This is a genomic window from Streptomyces caniscabiei (genome assembly GCF_014930365.1).
GTDB lineage: Bacteria > Actinomycetota > Actinomycetes > Streptomycetales > Streptomycetaceae > Streptomyces > Streptomyces caniscabiei.
The window spans coordinates 153,656-170,768 of the sequence record NZ_JABXWI010000005.1 but is presented as its reverse complement, the minus strand read 5'-3'; the positions used below and the strand labels follow the sequence as shown (position 1 = coordinate 170,768).

General features: G+C 71.9%; 11 protein-coding genes and 1 pseudogene. 11 read left to right on the top strand and 1 reads right to left on the bottom strand.

Annotated features, from left to right (window positions below; all coding sequences use genetic code 11):
- Positions 1–466 precede the first annotated feature (466 nt).
- The 11 genes and pseudogenes from HW837_RS15840 (at position 467) to HW837_RS15790 (ending at position 15,698) form a co-directional block, all read left to right on the top strand.
- Positions 467–1,944: pseudogene (locus HW837_RS15840) on the top strand (alkaline phosphatase PhoX).
- Between the two features lie 460 nt (positions 1,945–2,404).
- Positions 2,405–3,991, top strand: coding sequence for a TROVE domain-containing protein (locus tag HW837_RS15835; RefSeq protein ID WP_045560901.1), 1,587 nt, complete (start codon positions 2,405–2,407; stop codon positions 3,989–3,991).
- A gap of 104 nt (positions 3,992–4,095) precedes the next feature.
- Entirely contained in the window at positions 4,096–4,761 is a 666-nt protein-coding gene (locus HW837_RS15830) for a GntR family transcriptional regulator (protein ID WP_045560900.1), read from the top strand.
- 72 nt (positions 4,762–4,833) lie between these two features.
- Positions 4,834–5,853 (top strand): 1-aminocyclopropane-1-carboxylate deaminase, encoded by a 1,020-nt coding sequence (locus tag HW837_RS15825; RefSeq protein WP_045560899.1) that lies wholly within the window; start codon positions 4,834–4,836, stop codon positions 5,851–5,853.
- 187 nt (positions 5,854–6,040) lie between these two features.
- Positions 6,041–7,771 carry a trypsin-like serine peptidase gene (locus HW837_RS15820; RefSeq protein WP_193381600.1) on the top strand — a complete coding sequence of 577 codons (1,731 nt, stop codon included), beginning with the start codon at positions 6,041–6,043 and terminating at the stop codon, positions 7,769–7,771.
- Entirely contained in the window at positions 7,758–10,076 is a 2,319-nt protein-coding gene (locus HW837_RS15815) for a tetratricopeptide repeat protein (protein ID WP_193381601.1), read from the top strand. The genes HW837_RS15820 and HW837_RS15815 overlap by 14 nt, the downstream gene beginning before the upstream one ends.
- A 51-nt stretch (positions 10,077–10,127) precedes the next feature.
- Positions 10,128–11,555 (top strand): VWA domain-containing protein, encoded by a 1,428-nt coding sequence (locus HW837_RS15810; RefSeq protein ID WP_078853754.1) that lies wholly within the window; start codon positions 10,128–10,130, stop codon positions 11,553–11,555.
- Entirely contained in the window at positions 11,552–12,502 is a 951-nt protein-coding gene (locus HW837_RS15805; protein WP_045560896.1) for a hypothetical protein, read from the top strand. Before HW837_RS15810 ends, HW837_RS15805 begins: the two co-directional genes overlap by 4 nt.
- The gene (locus tag HW837_RS15800) at positions 12,499–13,764 is read left to right on the top strand and encodes a hypothetical protein (RefSeq protein WP_045560895.1); all 1,266 of its coding nucleotides are present in this window, start codon (positions 12,499–12,501) and stop codon (positions 13,762–13,764) included. Before HW837_RS15805 ends, HW837_RS15800 begins: the two co-directional genes overlap by 4 nt.
- Positions 13,765–13,787: 23 nt before the next feature.
- The gene (locus tag HW837_RS15795; RefSeq protein ID WP_052683071.1) at positions 13,788–14,135 is read left to right on the top strand and encodes a CU044_2847 family protein; all 348 of its coding nucleotides are present in this window, start codon (positions 13,788–13,790) and stop codon (positions 14,133–14,135) included.
- A gap of 45 nt (positions 14,136–14,180) precedes the next feature.
- The gene (locus HW837_RS15790) at positions 14,181–15,698 is read left to right on the top strand and encodes an MFS transporter (protein ID WP_045560894.1); all 1,518 of its coding nucleotides are present in this window, start codon (positions 14,181–14,183) and stop codon (positions 15,696–15,698) included.
- 108 nt (positions 15,699–15,806) lie between these two features.
- Here HW837_RS15790 and HW837_RS15785 read toward each other — a convergent pair whose 3' ends face one another.
- Positions 15,807–17,021 carry a TerD family protein gene (locus HW837_RS15785; protein ID WP_193381634.1) on the bottom strand — a complete coding sequence of 405 codons (1,215 nt, stop codon included), beginning with the start codon at positions 17,019–17,021 and terminating at the stop codon, positions 15,807–15,809.
- Positions 17,022–17,113 lie beyond the last annotated feature (92 nt).

Genomic DNA, 17,113 nt, shown 5'->3' with positions numbered 1-17,113 from the left:
CGCTTTGAAGGCATGCAGCCACGTTGTCTTCCAGGCCCGCCGCCGCCTCGCCTTCCAAGCCCGCAGCCCCGTCGTCTTTCCGGCCCGCAGGGCCGTGGGCTTTCAGGCCCGCAGGGCCTGGGTTTTTAGGGGCGCGGGGAACTGCGCGAGAAGCCCCACCGGAGCGGCACCCGCCCACCGGACCCGCACCCGCAACCCCCGTCCCGCACCCGCCCACCGGACCCGCACCCGCAACCCCCGTCCCGCACCCGCCCACCGGACCCGCACCCGCAACCCCCGTCCCGCACCCGCCCACCGGACCGCACGCTCCCTCGAAACACGTACCCCCTCCCACGGCGCACCCGTCCCCGCGCAGGTGTCCCCGGGTCATGGTGTGTTCAACCGGTGTTCAGGCGGGCGCGGGAGCGTGTGGCGCGACAGTCAGGGTCCGCCCCCCACGGTCAGCCCACGCCACGCAGGAGACAGCATGTCGCTCACCCGCAGGGACTTCGCCAGACGAACCGCGGCCACCGGAACCGGTGTCGCCCTGGCCGGCAGCGTGGGCGCACTCGCCACCGCACCGCACGCCCTCGCCTCGACGGACGCGGGCGCGGGCGCGGACGCGAACCCCGGGGCGGACCGCCACGGTGGCGTCGGCTACGGCCCCCTCGTGCCGGACCCCGACGGCATCCTCGCCCTGCCCGCGGGCTTCACCTACCGGATCCTCACCCACAGTGGGAAGACCAAGCTGGAGTCGGGCGAGTTCACCCCCGGCAAGCACGACGGCACCGCCGCCTTCCCCGGCCCCCGCGGCACCACCCTCCTCGTCAACAACCACGAGCTGAAGGGCCCGCGGGCCAACTGGGAGTTCCCGGTGCCGCTCACCGAGGGCCTCGTCTACGACCCGGCGGCCGCCGGCGGCTGCACCGTGGTCGAGGTCCGGCCGGACGGACGTGTCGCCGAGTGGGTCGGCATCGCGGGCACCTCCACCAACTGCGCGGGCGGCAGCACCCCTGGAACACCTGGCTCACCTGCGAGGAGAACTCCGACCGGGCCGGCGTCAACGGTATGACCAAGGACCACGGCTACGTCTTCGAGGTCGACCCCTGCGACCGTCGCGCCAACCGCGCCCCGAAGCCGCTGAAGTTCTTCGGCCGCTACGACCACGAGGCCGTCGTCATCGACCCCAGGCGCGGCCACGCCTACCTCACCGAGGACGCGGCCGCCCCCAACGGCCTCTTCTACCGCTGGACCCCGTCCAAGGGCTTCACCTACGGCCCCGGGAAGTTCCGTACCCTCGCCGACGACGCGGGCGCCCTCCAGGCCCCCCGGTGCTACGACTCCGGCGGCCGGTTCGTCGACGACCTGTCCCGCGCCACACGCATCGGCACGGTGTACGGGGTCGACTGGATCGACGTCCCCGACCGCGACGCCAAGTCCGTCGCCGTACGAAAGCAGTTCACCGACACCGAGATCACCCGCGCCCGCAAGCTGGAGGGCATGTGGTGGGGCGACGGCGGCGCGTACATCGTCTCCTCGTACGCCAGGGCCGAGAGTCCCGGTGCCGCGCACGACGGCCAGGTCTGGTTCTACGACCCCAAGCGCCGCACCCTCACCCTGAAGGTCCTCCTCGGCGTCAACCCGGACCCGTCCGCCGACGGCGCCCTCGACGGCCCCGACAACATCACGGTCTCCCCGTACGGCGGCATCGTCCTCGCCGAGGACGGCGAGGGGATCTCGCATCTGTTCGGCGCCACCGACAGCGGCCGTACCTACCCGATCGCCCGCAACGACCTGGCGATCACATCGGCTGCTGCCGCAGCGGGCGGTACCGAGGAGGAGCCCGAGTACAGCGAGTTCGCCGGCGTCACCTTCTCACCCGACGGAAAGACCCTCTACGCCAACATCCAGACCCCGGGAATCCTGCTCGCGATCACCGGGCCGTGGAAGCGGCAGAAGCGGTAGCGAGAAGCGGTAAATAATTCACTGGCCCGTTCTGCGGCGTGCCTCCTAGAGTGATGCCTGTCCAGGTGCGAAGGCAGGACCTACTTCCACTCATAATGGGGCGGCCGCGGGTTCGAGTCCCGCCACCGGTACCAACTCGCCGGTGTAGCTCAGGGGTTAGAGCACCTACGTCGGTTCCGCCGAATTCGATCTCTGGACACCCAAGGCTTTACGCACCTCCCGGTGCGACGCGATCTCGGGAGGCGCGGCAGATGGTGGGTGCCCGGTGCGCAGGCAGCGGATACTTCGGGAACTGGTGGGGAGGAATCCCCGTGCGGGTTCGAATCCCGTCATCGACTCCGGTCGGTGTGGCGGAACGGAAGACGCGCCTGTTATAAGCACCGCCGCCGAATTCGATCTCGGTCACCTTCCTTCTGCCGTGCCTCCCTCCGAAATACCCATGTATTCGGGGGAATTCATCATGGCGCGGTTCAACACCAAGGCCGGAAAGGCGCAGCCCACCTCGCGGGTCACCTCGACGGGGCAGGTGCTCCGTACGTACGAGGGCGGCAGGGGCCGTGAGCGGGACGAGCGCTCCGAGCTGTTCCTGCTGTCGATCGCCAACTTCGTCGCGCAGAAGACCTTCTACGAGAGCGGTGAGGACCGCGACGACCGGTTCGCCGCGCTCGTCCGCCGCCTCGCCGTCACCGACCCGGTGTGGACGGCCGGCCTGCTCGGCTGGCTGCGCGGCGAGGGCAACCTCCGTACGGCCGCGATCGTGGGCGCCGCCGAGTACGTGAAGGCACGGCTCGACGCGGGCGTCACCGACGGGCCCACCAACCGCCAGGTCGTCGACTCGGTGCTGCGGCGTCCCGACGAGCCCGGCGAACTGCTCGCCTACTGGACCTCGCGGTACGGGCGCGCCGTCCCCAAGCCCGTGAAGCGGGGCGTCGCCGACGCCGTACGGCGGCTCTACAGCCCCAAGTCGCTGCTGAAGTACGACACCGCGTCCAAGGGCTACCGCTTCGGCGACATCCTGAACCTGGTGCACGCGGCGCCGGACCCGGCCAAGCCGTGGCAGGGGGATCTGTTCCAGTACGCCCTCGACCGGCGCCACAACCCGGACACGGCCGTCGTGCCCAGGTCGCTGCCGATGCTCGCGGCGCACCGTGACCTGATGGAGCTGCGGCCCGCCAAGCGGCGCCGGGTCGTGACCGGCTCGGGCGGCGCCCAGCGGCTCGCGGACGCGGGGATCACCTGGGAGGCGCTGGCCGGTTGGCTGCAGGGGCCGATGGACAAGGCGGCCTGGGAGGCCGTCATCCCGTCCATGGGCGCCATGGCCCTGGTGCGCAACCTGCGGAATTTCGACGAGGCGGGTGTCTCCGACGAGGTCGCGGCGCGGGTGGCGGCGCGGATCAGCGATCCGGCGGAGGTCGCGCGGTCGCGGCAGTTCCCCTTCCGCTACCTCTCGGCGTTCCGGCACGCGCCCTCGCTGCGCTGGGCGTACCCGCTGGAGCAGGCGCTCGGTCACTCGCTGGCCAACGTGCCCGCGCTGCCCGGCCGGACCCTGGTCCTGGTCGACCGCTCGGGCTCGATGTTCTCCTCGCGGCTGACCGACCGCTCCTCGCTGACGTACGCGGACGCGGCGGCGATCTTCGGCACGGCGCTCGCGCTGCGGGCGGCGGACGCGGATCTCGTCGAGTTCGGCAGCACGAGCCGGGTGGTGAAGTCCGGCGCGGGCGAGTCCGTGCTGAAGATCATCGGTCGCTTCGGCGACCTCGGTGGCACCGACACCACCGAGGCCGTCCGTCGGCACTACCGCAAGCACGACCGGGTCCTGATCGTCACCGACGAGCAGGCCACGTACAGCCACTACGGCGACCCGACCGCGCAGATCCCGGCCGGCGTCCCCGTCTACACCTGGAACCTCGCCGGGTACCGGGCGGGCCACGGCCCCTCCGGCCGGGCGAACCGGCACACGTTCGGGGGGCTCTCGGACGCGGCCTTCCGGATGGTCCCGCTGCTGGAGGCGGCCCGGGACGCCGACTGGCCGTGGGCGGCCGAATGACTCCGGTCCCTCGGCCGACGGGGGGTGAGTGTGGCCCGTATCCCAGTGGGGGTGCGGGCCACACTCTTGTTCGCGTCCCGTGCTGACATCTAACATTTCAGTCCATGGAGGCCATACGACCGGTCGGGCGCACCCTTCTCAGGGACCGCGCCTACCAAGCCATCCGGGACGCCATCGTGGCCGGGGAGATCGAGCCCGGCGCGGTGGTGCGTGACGCCGAGTTGGCGGAGTTGCTGGGGCTGTCCCGGGCGCCGGTGCGGGAGGCCTTCTCGCGCCTGGTCGACGAAGGGCTGCTGGAGAGCAAGCCGCAGAGCTACACGCGGGTCACGGCCGTCGTGGCCGCCGATGTGCGGGACGCGGCGGCCGTGGTCGGCGCCATGCACGAACTGGCCACCAGAGCCGCCGTCCCCCGGCTGTTCGCGGCGGACGTCGAGACGATGCGCTCGGCCAACGAGCGGTTCGCGGCGGCCGTCCGCACCGGCGACGTGGACGCCGCCCTCGTCGCCGACGACGAACTCCACGACGTCCTCGTCCGGGTCAGCGGCAACCGCGCGGCCGCCGCCACCATCGCCCGCTACACCCCGCTCATCCGCCGCCTGGAGCGCCGGCGCTTCGGCGAGGGCGGCAACTGCCGCTCGGCGGGCCTGCACGACCAGCTGATCGAGGCCTGCGCGGGCGGCGACACGGAGGAGGCGGTCCGTGTGACGGCGGAGATCTGGCACGGCCTCGCCGCACTCGTCGACGAGCCGGTCGAAGAGACGGACCACTGACCGTCCCCCTCGGCCACGCCACCCCACCCGACACCACGTACCGCGCCACCCCACTTCACCCCGGGAGGACCCGTGTCCCTTGCTTCCTTCGCGCGCTATCCGCTCCTCTTCGGGCCCTCGCCGGTCCACCCGCTGGAGCGGCTGACCGCGCATCTCGGTGGTGCCTCCGTCTGGGCCAAGCGGGAGGACTGCAACTCCGGTATCGCGTACGGCGGCAACAAGACGCGCAAGCTGGAGTACCTGGTCGCCGACGCGCTCGCACAGGGCTGCGACACCCTCGTCTCCATCGGCGGTGTGCAGTCCAACCACACCCGTCAGGTCGCCGCCGTCGCCGCCCGCGCCGGGCTCAAGTGCGTGCTCGTGCAGGAGAGTTGGGTGGACTGGCCGGACGCCGTCTACGACAAGGTCGGCAACATCCTGATCAGCCGGCTGGCGGGCGCCGACGTACGGCTCGTCCGGGCTGGCTTCGGCATCGGTTTCAAGGAGAGCTGGGAACTGGCGCTCAGGGAGGTCGAGGAGAGCGGCGGCAAGCCGTACGCCATCCCGGCCGGCGCCTCCGACCACCCGCTCGGCGGCCTGGGCTTCGCCGGCTGGGCCTACGAGGTGGCCGATCAGGAGCGGGAGTTGGGCGTCTTCTTCGACACGGTGATCGTGTGCTCGGTGACCGGCTCGACCCAGGCCGGCATGGTCGCCGGTTTCGCCGTGCTGGAGGAGGCGGGCGGACGGGCGCGCCGGGTGATCGGCATCGACGCCTCGGCCAAGCCGGCCACCACGCGTGAGCAGGTCGCGCGGATCGCCCACAACACCGGTCAACTCATCGGCCTCAAGCGGGAGTTGACCGTCGCGGACGTGGAGCTGGACGAGCGGTACCACGCCGGGATCTACGGCGTCCCGGACGACGCCACCCTCGTCGCCATGCAGCTCGCGGCGCGCACCGAGGGCATGGTCACCGACCCCGTCTACGAGGGCAAGTCCATGGCCGGGATGGTCGACCTGATCGAGCGCGGCGAGATCGGCCCGGACTCCACCGTGCTCTACGCGCACCTGGGTGGGCAGCCCGCGTTGAACGCGTACAGCGGGGTGATCCAGTGACGCCTCACGTGATGATCTGACCGTGCGGGGGCGGACCCGGCCCCGTCCGCCGGGTCCCCTCCCGTCCACGCTCCGTGCGACGGTCACCCTTCGAACGCCAGTCCACTTATGCGGGGCAGCGTCGTGCGACGGCCCGGGAGGGAGGCGACGCCCGGGCGGAAGGACACCCCCGTGGCAGGGTGACCGCATGCAGCGGCATCGCCACGGTGAGAATCCCTGGCGCGTCAGAGTGGACGACGACAGCGGTCGGCCCCGTGGAGCCGGGGTCCTCCTGGACGGTCGGCACGTGCTCACCTGCGCGCACGTCGTCGCGGAGGCCGGAGCCTCGCCGGACACGGCCGACGCGCATGTCCGCGTCACGAGCGCCGTCTGCCGCCCCGAGTGGAGCGTCACCGCACGGATCGAGCCGGGCGAGTGGGTGTACCGCAACCGCACACGACGCGGCGACGTCGCCCTGCTCCGGCTCGACGAGCCGGCTCCGTGTGACGGCGGCACCCGGCTGTGGCAGGCCCCCGTCTCCGGCGGAAGGGTGCGGGTGTACGGCTTCCCGCGCCTGGAGGAGAACGGCATCGGGGTCGACGCCGAAATGGCGGGCTCCGGCTCCCGGGAGGGCGAGTGGGCCCAGCTGAACCCCGTGCACGGCGGTCGGCCGTGGATCGAGCGCGGCTTCTCCGGCTCGGGCGTCGTGGCCCTCGACGGCGACTTCGCCGGCCGCGTCGTCGGCATCGTGGTGGCCGACTTCGTCGACGGTGACGCCAGAGCCGCGTGGATGCTGCCGACCGAGACGGTGCGCGGCTATCTGCCCGGCCTCGAACCGTATGTGCAGGGCGCACCGACTGCCTGTCTGCTCCCGGCCGGCGCCGCACCCCCGCACCACGGGCTGGACGACCCCCTGCGCCTCACCCTCACACAGGAACTCGTCCGTCTGCTCAGCGGCGGATGGTCGGGCACCGTGGTGCTGACCGGCGGCGCCACCGAAACCGGCACGTCGTGGCTGGTACGGCTCGTACGCACCGCGGACCCGGTCGCACGCGCCGCGATCTCGGATCTCGAACTGTCCACGGCCCCGCGTCACACCGTCCTCCGGCTCGGTTCCGTCGACGCGGCGTACGACGCCCGGGGCAGAACCACGGCACAGGTCCGGCACTATGTCGCCGACCGGTTCGGCTTCCCCCACGACGCCGCCGACCTCCTGCACCGGCTGACGCACCGCACCCCTCCCGTCTGTCTCGTCCTTGCCAGGGTGGACCGCTCCGCCGAACCGGAGTCGCTTCTGCGCGACCTGCTGAGACCGCTCGCGCTGCGGGCCCGGACCCGCGGTGTCCGGCTCGTCCTCGGGTTCGACGCGGCGCCGCCGCCCGGTCTGCCGTACGAGGTCGCGCTCGGATCGGACATGGTGGACCACCCTGTGGACGAGGACTCGCCCGGGCCCGTGCCGCGCGAGGACGCCTGCGAAACCGTCGAACGGCTCAGCGGCGCGGAGGACGACGCCTCCTCCCTGTACGCGCGGTGGGGGCTGAGCTTCCTCCCCTCGCCACGGCTGCCGCCGCGCCGCGCCCCGCAACTGCGTGTGCGGCTCGCCGTGGCGAAGGGCCCGGGCGCGCACGCCGAACTGGCGGCGATCGCCGCGGCGGCCCGGTCGGCGCTGCGCGAGGTGGCGGGGGCCGAACGGGAGCTGGGGCAGCTCGTCGGCCGGTACGACGACCTCCTGCACGAACTGGAAGTGCACCGGGTACGGGCCCGGGACGCGTTCGGCGCCGAGGACGCCGGGCTCGCCGCACGGTACGGATCGGCGACCGGGCCGTTGCGCACCGTGCCGGTCGACCTGAAGGCCGCGCAGACCGCCGTCGCACAGTACCGGGACGAGGTCCACCGCCGGATCGAGCAGGCCAGGAGGGACAGCCGTGGAGAGGTGTGACCGGCCCGCCTGCGGCGTCGGCACGATCGACGAACACGGGTTCTGCGGCGCGTGCGCCCTGCGTCCGCTGCGCCGGTCCGGGCCGCGGACGTCCATACCGTCGCCCGGGCCGCGGACGTCCACATCGGCGCCCGAGCCGCTCCTCCCTCCCGGGCCCGCCGGCCGAGGGACGGCGGCGGTCACGGTCCCGGAAGCGGCCGGGCAGCCACCCGGCGGCGTGGCGGTGGCCACCGCCGCGGCAGAGGCCGGACAGCTCCCCGGCGGCGACCCGGCGGTCGGCGCCCCCGAAGAGGCCGGACAGGTCCCCACGGCGCCCTGGTGGGGGCTGGACCTGGTGGACGCGGAGTACGCGCGGCCCGCACCGGACGCACCGGGAGCGGACCGGACCGACAGGGACGAGACACCGGGCACCGAGGAGCACGGCCCCTGTCCGAACCCGACCTGCGGCGCCACGGGCCGCGGGGACGAAGGCCTCGGAGGCCGGCACCGGGACCTGGACCGGGAGCAGGACCCCTGCACCGTCTGCCGCGCTCCGTCCGACCCCGCCTCGGGACCGCACGGCCGGACCCTCGCCGACCGTTACGTCGTCAAGCGGATGCTCGGCGCCGGCGCGTTCGGCAAGGCGTACCTCTGCCATGACCACAACCTCAACACGGACGTGGTGCTCAAGGTCCTGCACGAGTCGGTCGCGAGGACGGCCCGCGAGGAGCGCAACGCGCTCGTCGGACTCCGCCACGACAGCATCGTCCGCATCCTCAGCTACGAGCCGCAAGGCCCCTACCTGGTCCTCGAACACATCCCCGGCACACGGTTCGCCGCACGGCACGGTGACTCGCTGGAGGTCCTCCTGGCACACGGCCTGCGCATCCTCCAGGCACTCGACTACCTGCACGCCCGCCAGTTGCTGCACTGCGACGTGAAGCCGTCGAACATCATCCGGTTCACCGAGAAGGGCGACACCGCCGCGCACGACCGGGTGCGTCTCATCGACTTCGGCGCCGTCCGCTCCATGAAGGACACCCACCCGCTCGTCGCCTTCACCGCGACCTACGCCCCACCGGAACGCCACCCGGGCACGGGCGAACTCGACCCCGAGCACGACCGCCCCACGGCGGGCCTCGACCTGTACTGCCTGGGCAGCACGCTCCAGGAAGTGTGCCGGAGCCAGCTGCGCGCCGGCCCCCAGGACATCCCCGTCGACTCCCTGATCCGGTTGCTGCGCCGCGCCACCCGCGTCGACGCGCCGGAACGCCGTTTCACCTCCGCCCGCCAGTTCGCGGAACAGCTCAGCGGTGTGATCCGGCAGGTCGTGGCGGCAGCACCGCGGAGCCGGCGGTGCGCGCGGGACTCGGTGCAGTTCGGGTCCATGACCGAGCCGCTGCACGGAGGACTCGGGGCGGCGCGCCCTCTCCGGCACTGGGTGGACGCACGCGTCACCCCGGACGGAGCCTGCCGGCTCGGGGCACCCTTCTCCCCGCCCACCCGGATGGAGATGATGGCGGCCCTGCGGCCCCCGCCTCCCGACCCCTACGACCGGCGCGAGCGGCGCACCGGGGACCGGGCCCGGCGCGCACTGGACGCCTGCCACGACGCGCTGCGACGGGGCGAGGCGACCGAGGCGGAACAACTCCTGTCCGACGCCGCCCTGCCCGAGTGGGACTGGCCGCACCACTGGTACGCCGGTCTCGTCGCCCTCGCCCACGACCGGCCACGGGCCGGGGCCGACCACTTCGGACACGTCCGGGACCTGCTGCCGGGCGAACTCGTCCCGTTGCTCGCACTCGGACTCTGCGCGGAACGCGACGACCGGCTCGCGGCAGCGCGGACGTACTACGAGACGGTGGTCGACACGGCGCCCGGGCTCGGCGCCGCGAGTTTCGGCCTCGCCCGGGTGCTGCTGCGGGAGGGGCACCGCGCGGAGGCCGTGGCCACGGCGGAGCGACTGGCACGGGAGTTCCGCTTCGAGCAGTGGGCGAGGATCGCCGCGGTACGCCTGCGGGTCGCCCTGACCACCACCGAGGCCCAGGCCGAACTCGACCCCGGGGACGTGGAGTCGGCCGACAGGGCACTGGAGGAGCTGGTCATCGGCCACACCGAGCGGCTCGGTGTGCGGGCGGAGATCGCGTTCGCGCGGTACGCCGTGTCGGGCCGGTCGCAGGGCCTCTCCGAAGCCGTGCGGGATCTGGCGCCGCACGCCGAGGACCGGCACGACCACCGGGTCCTCGTCGACCTGGCGAACCGCCTGCGTCCCCCGATCAGGTGGCCTTGGTCCCGACTCGCGCCCAGGAGACGGCGGACGACCTAGAAAGAAAACGTGCGAGCGGCAGCTCCTGGCTGCCCCGTGCCGGGGAGGGACATGACTTCGGGGGACATGAACACGCGGACCACGGCCACGGGGACGGCACCCGGCCTGTGCTTCACCATCGAGACGGATGTGGCCGGTGACCTCGCGCACGACGCGCAGCGGGCGGACGCCCTCGTCACCGTCCGCGCCGAGCCCGTCGAAGGCGGGACCACCGACGTGCCGCTCGCCGAGGTCCTCGTGATGGACTGTTCGCTCTCGATGGCCGACGCCGGCAAGATCGGGGCGGCGAGACAGGCCGTCTGCGCCGCTGTCGACGCCCTGCCGGACAACACGTACTTCGGCGTCGTCGCCGGCACCCACGTCGCACGGAACGTCTTCCCGCCCCTGCCGGAGCGGGGGCTGGCCGTCGCCGGCCGCGAGACCAGACAGGCCGCGAAGCACCGGATCACCGCCCTGTGGGCCGAAGGGGGTACGGCGATCGGCCGCTGGCTGGCCCACACCGCCGACCTGCTGGAGTCGGCACCCGCGCAAGCCGTGCGCCACGTCTCGCTCTACACCGACGGCAGGAACGAACACGAGACCCCGGAGGAGCTGGAGCGTGCGCTGGCCGTCTGCGCCGACCGCTTCGTGTGCGACGCGCGGGGACTGGGCGACGACTGGAGCTACACCGAACTGCTGCACATCACCCAGGCACTGCACGGCAGCGCGAGGGCCGTCGACGCGGGCTCCCTCACGGACGACCTCACCACGCTGGTACGGCAGGCGCAGCGTCTGGTCGTCCCCCGGGTCTATCTGGGCCTGCGGCTCGACAGCCGGTTCCGGCTCGCCTCCCTGCGCCAGATCCGCCCGGTCGAGGCCGATTTGACGGGACGTCAGCAACGCGCGGGGGACCTCCTGCACATTCCCCTCGGCGCCTGGGGCGCCGCGCACCGGCAGTACCGGCTGTCCCTGCGGTTCGCCGCCCCCACCCTGCCCGTGGGGGAGGAACTGCGCGCCGCCCACATCGAACTCCTCGCGGAGACCTCCACCGGTGAGCGCGCACGCTGCGCGGACGCCAGGGCGATGGTCGTACGACGGCACACGAACCGGGACCCGCTCCCCGCCCGGCCCGAGGAACTCACCCGCGTGGAGAACGCGCACGAACTGGGTCTGGCCATGCGCGGCTGCGCCAACGCCCACGAACGAGGGGACCTCTTGGAAGCACATCAGGAACTGCGCCACGCGCTGGCGCTCGCACAGGACCTGGACGACGGCGCACGCGTACGGCTGCTGGAGAGCGTGGCGATCAGGGACGAGCACGGCGTGGTCCTGCTGCGGCCCGACGTCACACGGGGCGAGATGCAGCGCGTCGGTCTCGAATCGACGTACCGCGCCGCCCTGCCGACCGGACCGGCGGAACCGGTCGACGCCCTGCCGCACCCACGGCCCGTCAGCGGCGGCGAGGACGCGGAGTCGGGGACGGGGGTGGGGGCGTCATGACGGTGCGGGTGGACGAACCGACGTCGTCCGACGTCCGCGCGCACCCGGTCGAGGTGCTGTGGCGGTTACGGAACGGCGTGCTGGCCTGCATCGCCTTCATGGCCGTGGCGGTGGTGGGAGTGGGGGCGGAAGCCATGACCAACAGCATCGCCGCGGACAGGACGGAGAAGTCGCGGGACAACATCTTCAGAGCGAAGATCGCGGCCGAAGGGGCGAGGGACGACCTGAGGCAGGCCTTCTCGGACGGGAACGTCGTTCTCACGGGCACCGGGTCCGGGTTCGTGAACAAGATCGGCGAGGCGAACACGGCCATCGCCCTGGCCATGGAAGGCAACACCGTGGGCGAGGAGGGACGGCGGAACTTCCAGTTCGTACTGGGGCAGTTGGCCACCAGCGTCCATCTCGCGGAAGTGGCCGCCCAGCAGTACGACCGCTTCCCCGCCGAGGGAAAGCTCAGGAAGGACGTCGCCCGGTCCGCGTTGCAGGCCCTGGAGGCCGGCGACGAGACCTATCGACAGCCGGACGGGGAGAGCAGGCCGGTGCACTACACCGGCGGTCTGATCCCGGCCCTCGACGCACTCGGGCACTTCCAGAAGACGAAAGCGGAACGGCAGCGACCCGACTGGGTGGAACCTCCCGTGCTGCTGCCGCTGTTGCTGGGCCCCGTGCTGGTCCAGCTGTTGCTGGCCTGGGTCACCGCACGCGTGCTGGCGACGCATTTCCGGCGATGGGTGAGCCCGATGCTCGGTGCGTCGCTGCTGATCACCGTCGCCGTCGCCGTCTTCGTCTGTACGCAGGGCCCCCGTTACGGCGACGACCACGTCCTCACCCGGCAATGCTTCGCGATGGTCATGCCGGTGCTGCTCTCCCTGCTGGCCGCCGCCGCGGTGCTGGTGCACCGCGCCTACCGCCCGCGTCTGGCCGAGTACCGGTTCCGGGCGTCATGAGGGCACTGGGAGCGCGACTCGCGCGCTGTGCCCTGGCCCTCGGCCTGCTGCTGGGCCTCTCCGGCTGCGCGGAGGAACCCCGGCGCACCGTCACGATCATGGTGCCGTGGGGAGGGGCCGAGTTCACCGCGTTCCAGTCGATCATCTCGGCCTACGACGCGCATCACGATGACATCGAGGTACGGGTCCAGGCCACCCGCGCACTGGACCAGCATCTCGACGCCGCGGCGGAGCGGGACTACCGGCCCGATCTGGTGGTCCTCCCCAGCCTCGGCTCCATCCGGCGCTATGCGAAGGTCCTGCGGCCCATCAAGGAGATTCCGGCCTCTCGCTTCAGTAAGCCCTTCAGACCTCCCGCGAAGGGCGACGGCCTCCTGGCCGTTCCCGTCAAGGTCGATGTCAAGTCCCTGATCTGGTACGACCCCGCCGTCGTCGGGGTGCGTCCGGTATGGCGGTCGGCGGTACGCGCCGAGCGCGGTGCCCCGGGCGGGAGTTGGTGCCTCGGGATGGAGTCGGGAGCGACATCGGGCTGGCCGGGCGCCGACTGGATCGCCGACGTCCTGCTCTCCGGAGACGAGGGGAAGAAGGCGTACGAGGAATGGCTCCACGGCCGGCTGCTGTGGGCTTCGCCCAAGATGAAAAAGGCCTGGAGAGAGTGGGGTGCGGTGGTCCGCGACAGCTCGCCCGACGCGCCGGTGAAGAACTTCCCCGACGTCGCCGCGGACATGTCCGGCGTCGACCGCACCTGCGACCTCGCGCACGGCGCGCTCGGCGCGCTGCGCTCCCCGACCGCCTCCCTCGTGGCCGAGAACTACGCGTTCGTGGCCCCCGCCAAGGACGTACCGCTGCAGGTGTCGGCGGACTACATCGCCATGTTCACGGAGAACGCGGACGCCAAGGACCTGGTCGCCCATCTGGTCACAACGACAACCCAGCAGCGCTGGGTCGGCGGCCAGGGGAGTTCGGCCTTCTCCGCCGTCCGGGGAGTCATGCCGCCGGGGAACCCCCCGGACGCCCAGCGGCTCGTCGCCGGGATCCTCCAGGACGAGGCCCGCACCCTCTGCTTCAGCGCCGCCGACACGATGGACCCGAACCTTGCGGCGGCCTTCTACCGCGCGGTCGTCGACTACTACGTCCACCTGCGCACACCGCAGAAGGAGGCTGTTCTCGCCGAGCACATGAAGACGCTCGACCGGATCAGCGCGGACCTGAAGCCCACCGAGCGGCCGGACCCCACCTCCGCGTTCTGCACCACCCCCTGAACCCGAGCCCGAGAAAGGCCCCCATGTCAGACGTCGTGACCTTCTCCCTCGCCGATGGAACAACCGTCGCCGTGGCCCCCGCCGACAGCAGGGTCGGTACCGGGGCCGTCGGCCTGGGCGACCGGCTGCAGACCGCTGAGCAGAGCCTGCGGGAGGCGCTGGCACCGGTGACGGCCGCGGCGGCCGAGATGATGGACGGTTTTCGGCAGGCCGGCCGGCGACCCGACGAGGTGGAGGTCGGCTTCGCCGTCACGCTCGACAGCAAGCTCGGCGGTGTCATCGCCAGCGCCAAGGCCACGGCCCACCTCAACGTGAAACTCCGCTGGACGGCTCGGCCCACGGCCCCCGAGCCGGGCGCGAGCGGCGGCTGACCCCGCCCCCACCACGCACTGCCCCGACACCCCAGAAAGGCGGCCATGTCGTCTGCACCAGCCGGATCGGACAGCCCGGGAGTCATCCGGAGCCTGATCCCGGCGAGAATCGACCGTCTGCCGTGGACCCTCTTCCACACCCGGCTGGTGGTGGCGCTCGGGGTGGCGTGGATCCTCGACGGCCTGGAGATCACCCTGGCCAGCCTGGTCATGGGGTCCCTGACCAAGCCGGAGACGCTGAACCTGTCGGCGGCCGCGTCCGCGGGCACCGCGACGGTGTATCTCGTCGGCCAGGTCGTCGGCGCCCTGTTCTTCGGCCGGATGACCGACCGGTTCGGCCGCAAGAACCTGTTCCTGATCACTCTCGCCGTCTACCTGGTGGGCAGTGGTCTCACGGCGGCGACCGCCGGCTCGGGCACCTGGTGGGTGGTGTACCTCTATGCCACCCGGTTCATCGCCGGTACCGGTATCGGCGGTGAGTACGCCGCCATCAACTCCGCCATCGACGAACTGATCCCGGCCCGCTACCGGGGGCGTGTGGACATCGGGGTCAACGGCACCTACTGGGCCGGATCGGTCGTCGGCGCGTTCGTGCAGCTGGCCGTCTACAACCAGTTCCTCCAGGACGATCCGAGCCTCGCCTGGCGCATCGGTTTCCTGATCGGCCCGGTGCTCGGGCTGGTGATCATCCTCGTCCGGCGCAACCTCCCGGAAAGCCCGCGCTGGCAGCTCATGAACGGACGCGCGGCCGAGGCCGAGGAGTCCATCACCCGCATCGAGGCGGAGGTGCGCGAACGCGGCGGCACCCTGGAACCCGTCGCGGAGAGCCAGGCACTGAAGATCAGGCCGGCCCGGCACACCGGCTATCTGCGGCTGGTGCGGGTGCTGTTCCGCGACTACCCGAAGAGGTCGGTGTACGCGCTGACCCTGATGGTCACCCAGTCCTTCCTCTACAACGCCATCTACTTCACCTACGCGATGGTCCTCGGCGTCTTCTTCGACGTCCGCGACGCCGACATCCCCCTGTACGGCCTGGCATTCGCGGTGGGCAACCTGCTCGGGCCGCTGACGCTCGGCTGGCTCTTCGACATCGTCGGCCGCAAGCAGATGATCGCCGGCACCTATCTCGCCTCCGGGACGCTGCTGCTCGTCAGCGGACTGCTGTTCCGGGCCGGGCTGTTGACGGCGACGACACAGACCGCGGCCTGGGTGATCGTCTTCTTCTTCGCCTCGGCGGGGGCGAGTGCGGGGTATCTGACGGTGGGAGAGATCTTCCCGCTGGAGGTGCGGGGCAAGGCCATCGCGGTGTTCTTCTCGATCGCGCAGCTCGTCGGCGCGGTCGCCCCGCTGTTCTACGGTGCCCTGATCGACGACGCGAATCCCAACCCCCAGCACCTCTTCCTCGGCTATGCGGTCGGAGCGGTCCTGATGATCACCGGCGGGCTGGTGACGGCCGTCCTGGGCGTGGCGGCCGAGGGGCGGTCGTTGGAGGCCATCGCCGTACCACTGTCCGCCAAGGAGTACCTCACCGAGCGGGCGGCCGAACGGGCGGACAGCAGGTGACCGGAGCGCCGAAGAAGTGACGGGCGCCCTCGCCTCGCCCTGGCGTGGCACGCGCCGGGCGCACCCTTGTGGGGGCGCCCGGCGTCGCGTACCGGGGCGGATGTGCTCTCAGAGGGCCTGCGCCGCCGGCTTCACCATCCCCCTGACCGTGCGGGACTTCACGAAGTCGCCCATCGCGGTCATATCCCACTCGCCGGAGAACTGCTTGATCAGCTTGGCCATCATCACGCCGGTCTGGGCCTCGGCGTTGGTGAGGTCGAAGCGGACCAGCTCCTCGCCGGTCGCGGCGTCGAGCAGACGGCAGTAGGCCTTGGCGACCTCGGTGAACTTCTGCCCCGAGAAGGAGTTGACGGTGAAGACCAGACCGGTGACGTCCTGGGGGAGCCGGCCGAGGTCGACCACGATGACCTCGTCGTCGCCGCCGCCCTCACCCGTGAGGTTGTCGCCCGAGTGCTTGATCGCGCCGCCCACGATGGACAGCTTGCCGAAGTAGCAGCTGTCGATGTGGTTGCGCTGCGGGCCGTACGCGATGACCGACGCGTCCAGGTCGATGTCCTTGCCCCGGTACGCGGGCTCCCAGCCGAGGCCCATCTTGACCTGGGAGAGCAGCGGGCGGCCGCCCTTGACCAGGGAGACCGTCTGGTTCTTCTGGAGGCTGACGCGGCCCTTGTCCAGGTTGATCTTGCCGGCGCCGGGCGCGGGCGGGGCCGGAGGGGTGGGGGGTGCCGGGGGCGCGGCGACGCGGGGGTCCATGGGCGGGGCCGGCGGGGCGGCCGGGGGCTGGGTGGCGGGGGCGGACGGGGCGACGGGCTGCACCGGAGCCGGGGCGGGCTCCTCCACGGTGACGCCGAAGTCCGTCGCGATGCCCGCGAGGCCGTTGGCGTATCCCTGGCCGACCGCGCGCGCCTTCCACGCGCCGTTGCGCAGATAGACCTCCACGATCACCAGGGCCGTCTCCGTGCCCAGCTGGGGCGGGGTGAACGTGGCGATCACCGAGCCGTTCGCCGCGTCGCGGATCGTGGCTGTCGGTTCGACGCCCTGGAAGGTCTGGCCGGCCGCGTCGGGGCTGGCCGTGACGACGATCTTCTCGATGCCCGGGGGGACGGCCGTCGTGTCCACGGTGATCGAGTCGGGGGTCGTGCCGCCGCCGGAGCGGTAGGTCACGCCCGGGCCGCTCGGCTGGTTGTAGAAGATGAAGTCGTCGTCCGAGCGGACCTTGCCGTCGGCGGTGAGCAGCAGGCCCGAGACGTCGAGCCGCACGGGCGCGGCGACGTCCACCGCGACGCGGGTGACGGGCAGCGGGATGTTCGAGCCGGGGGTCATAGCGGTCATGCGGGGTGAACGATTCAAGCCGCTTTACCGTTCCCTTACCGTCCGGGTTGGGGCCGTGTGGGTGGGGTCGGCCGGGCGGGGGC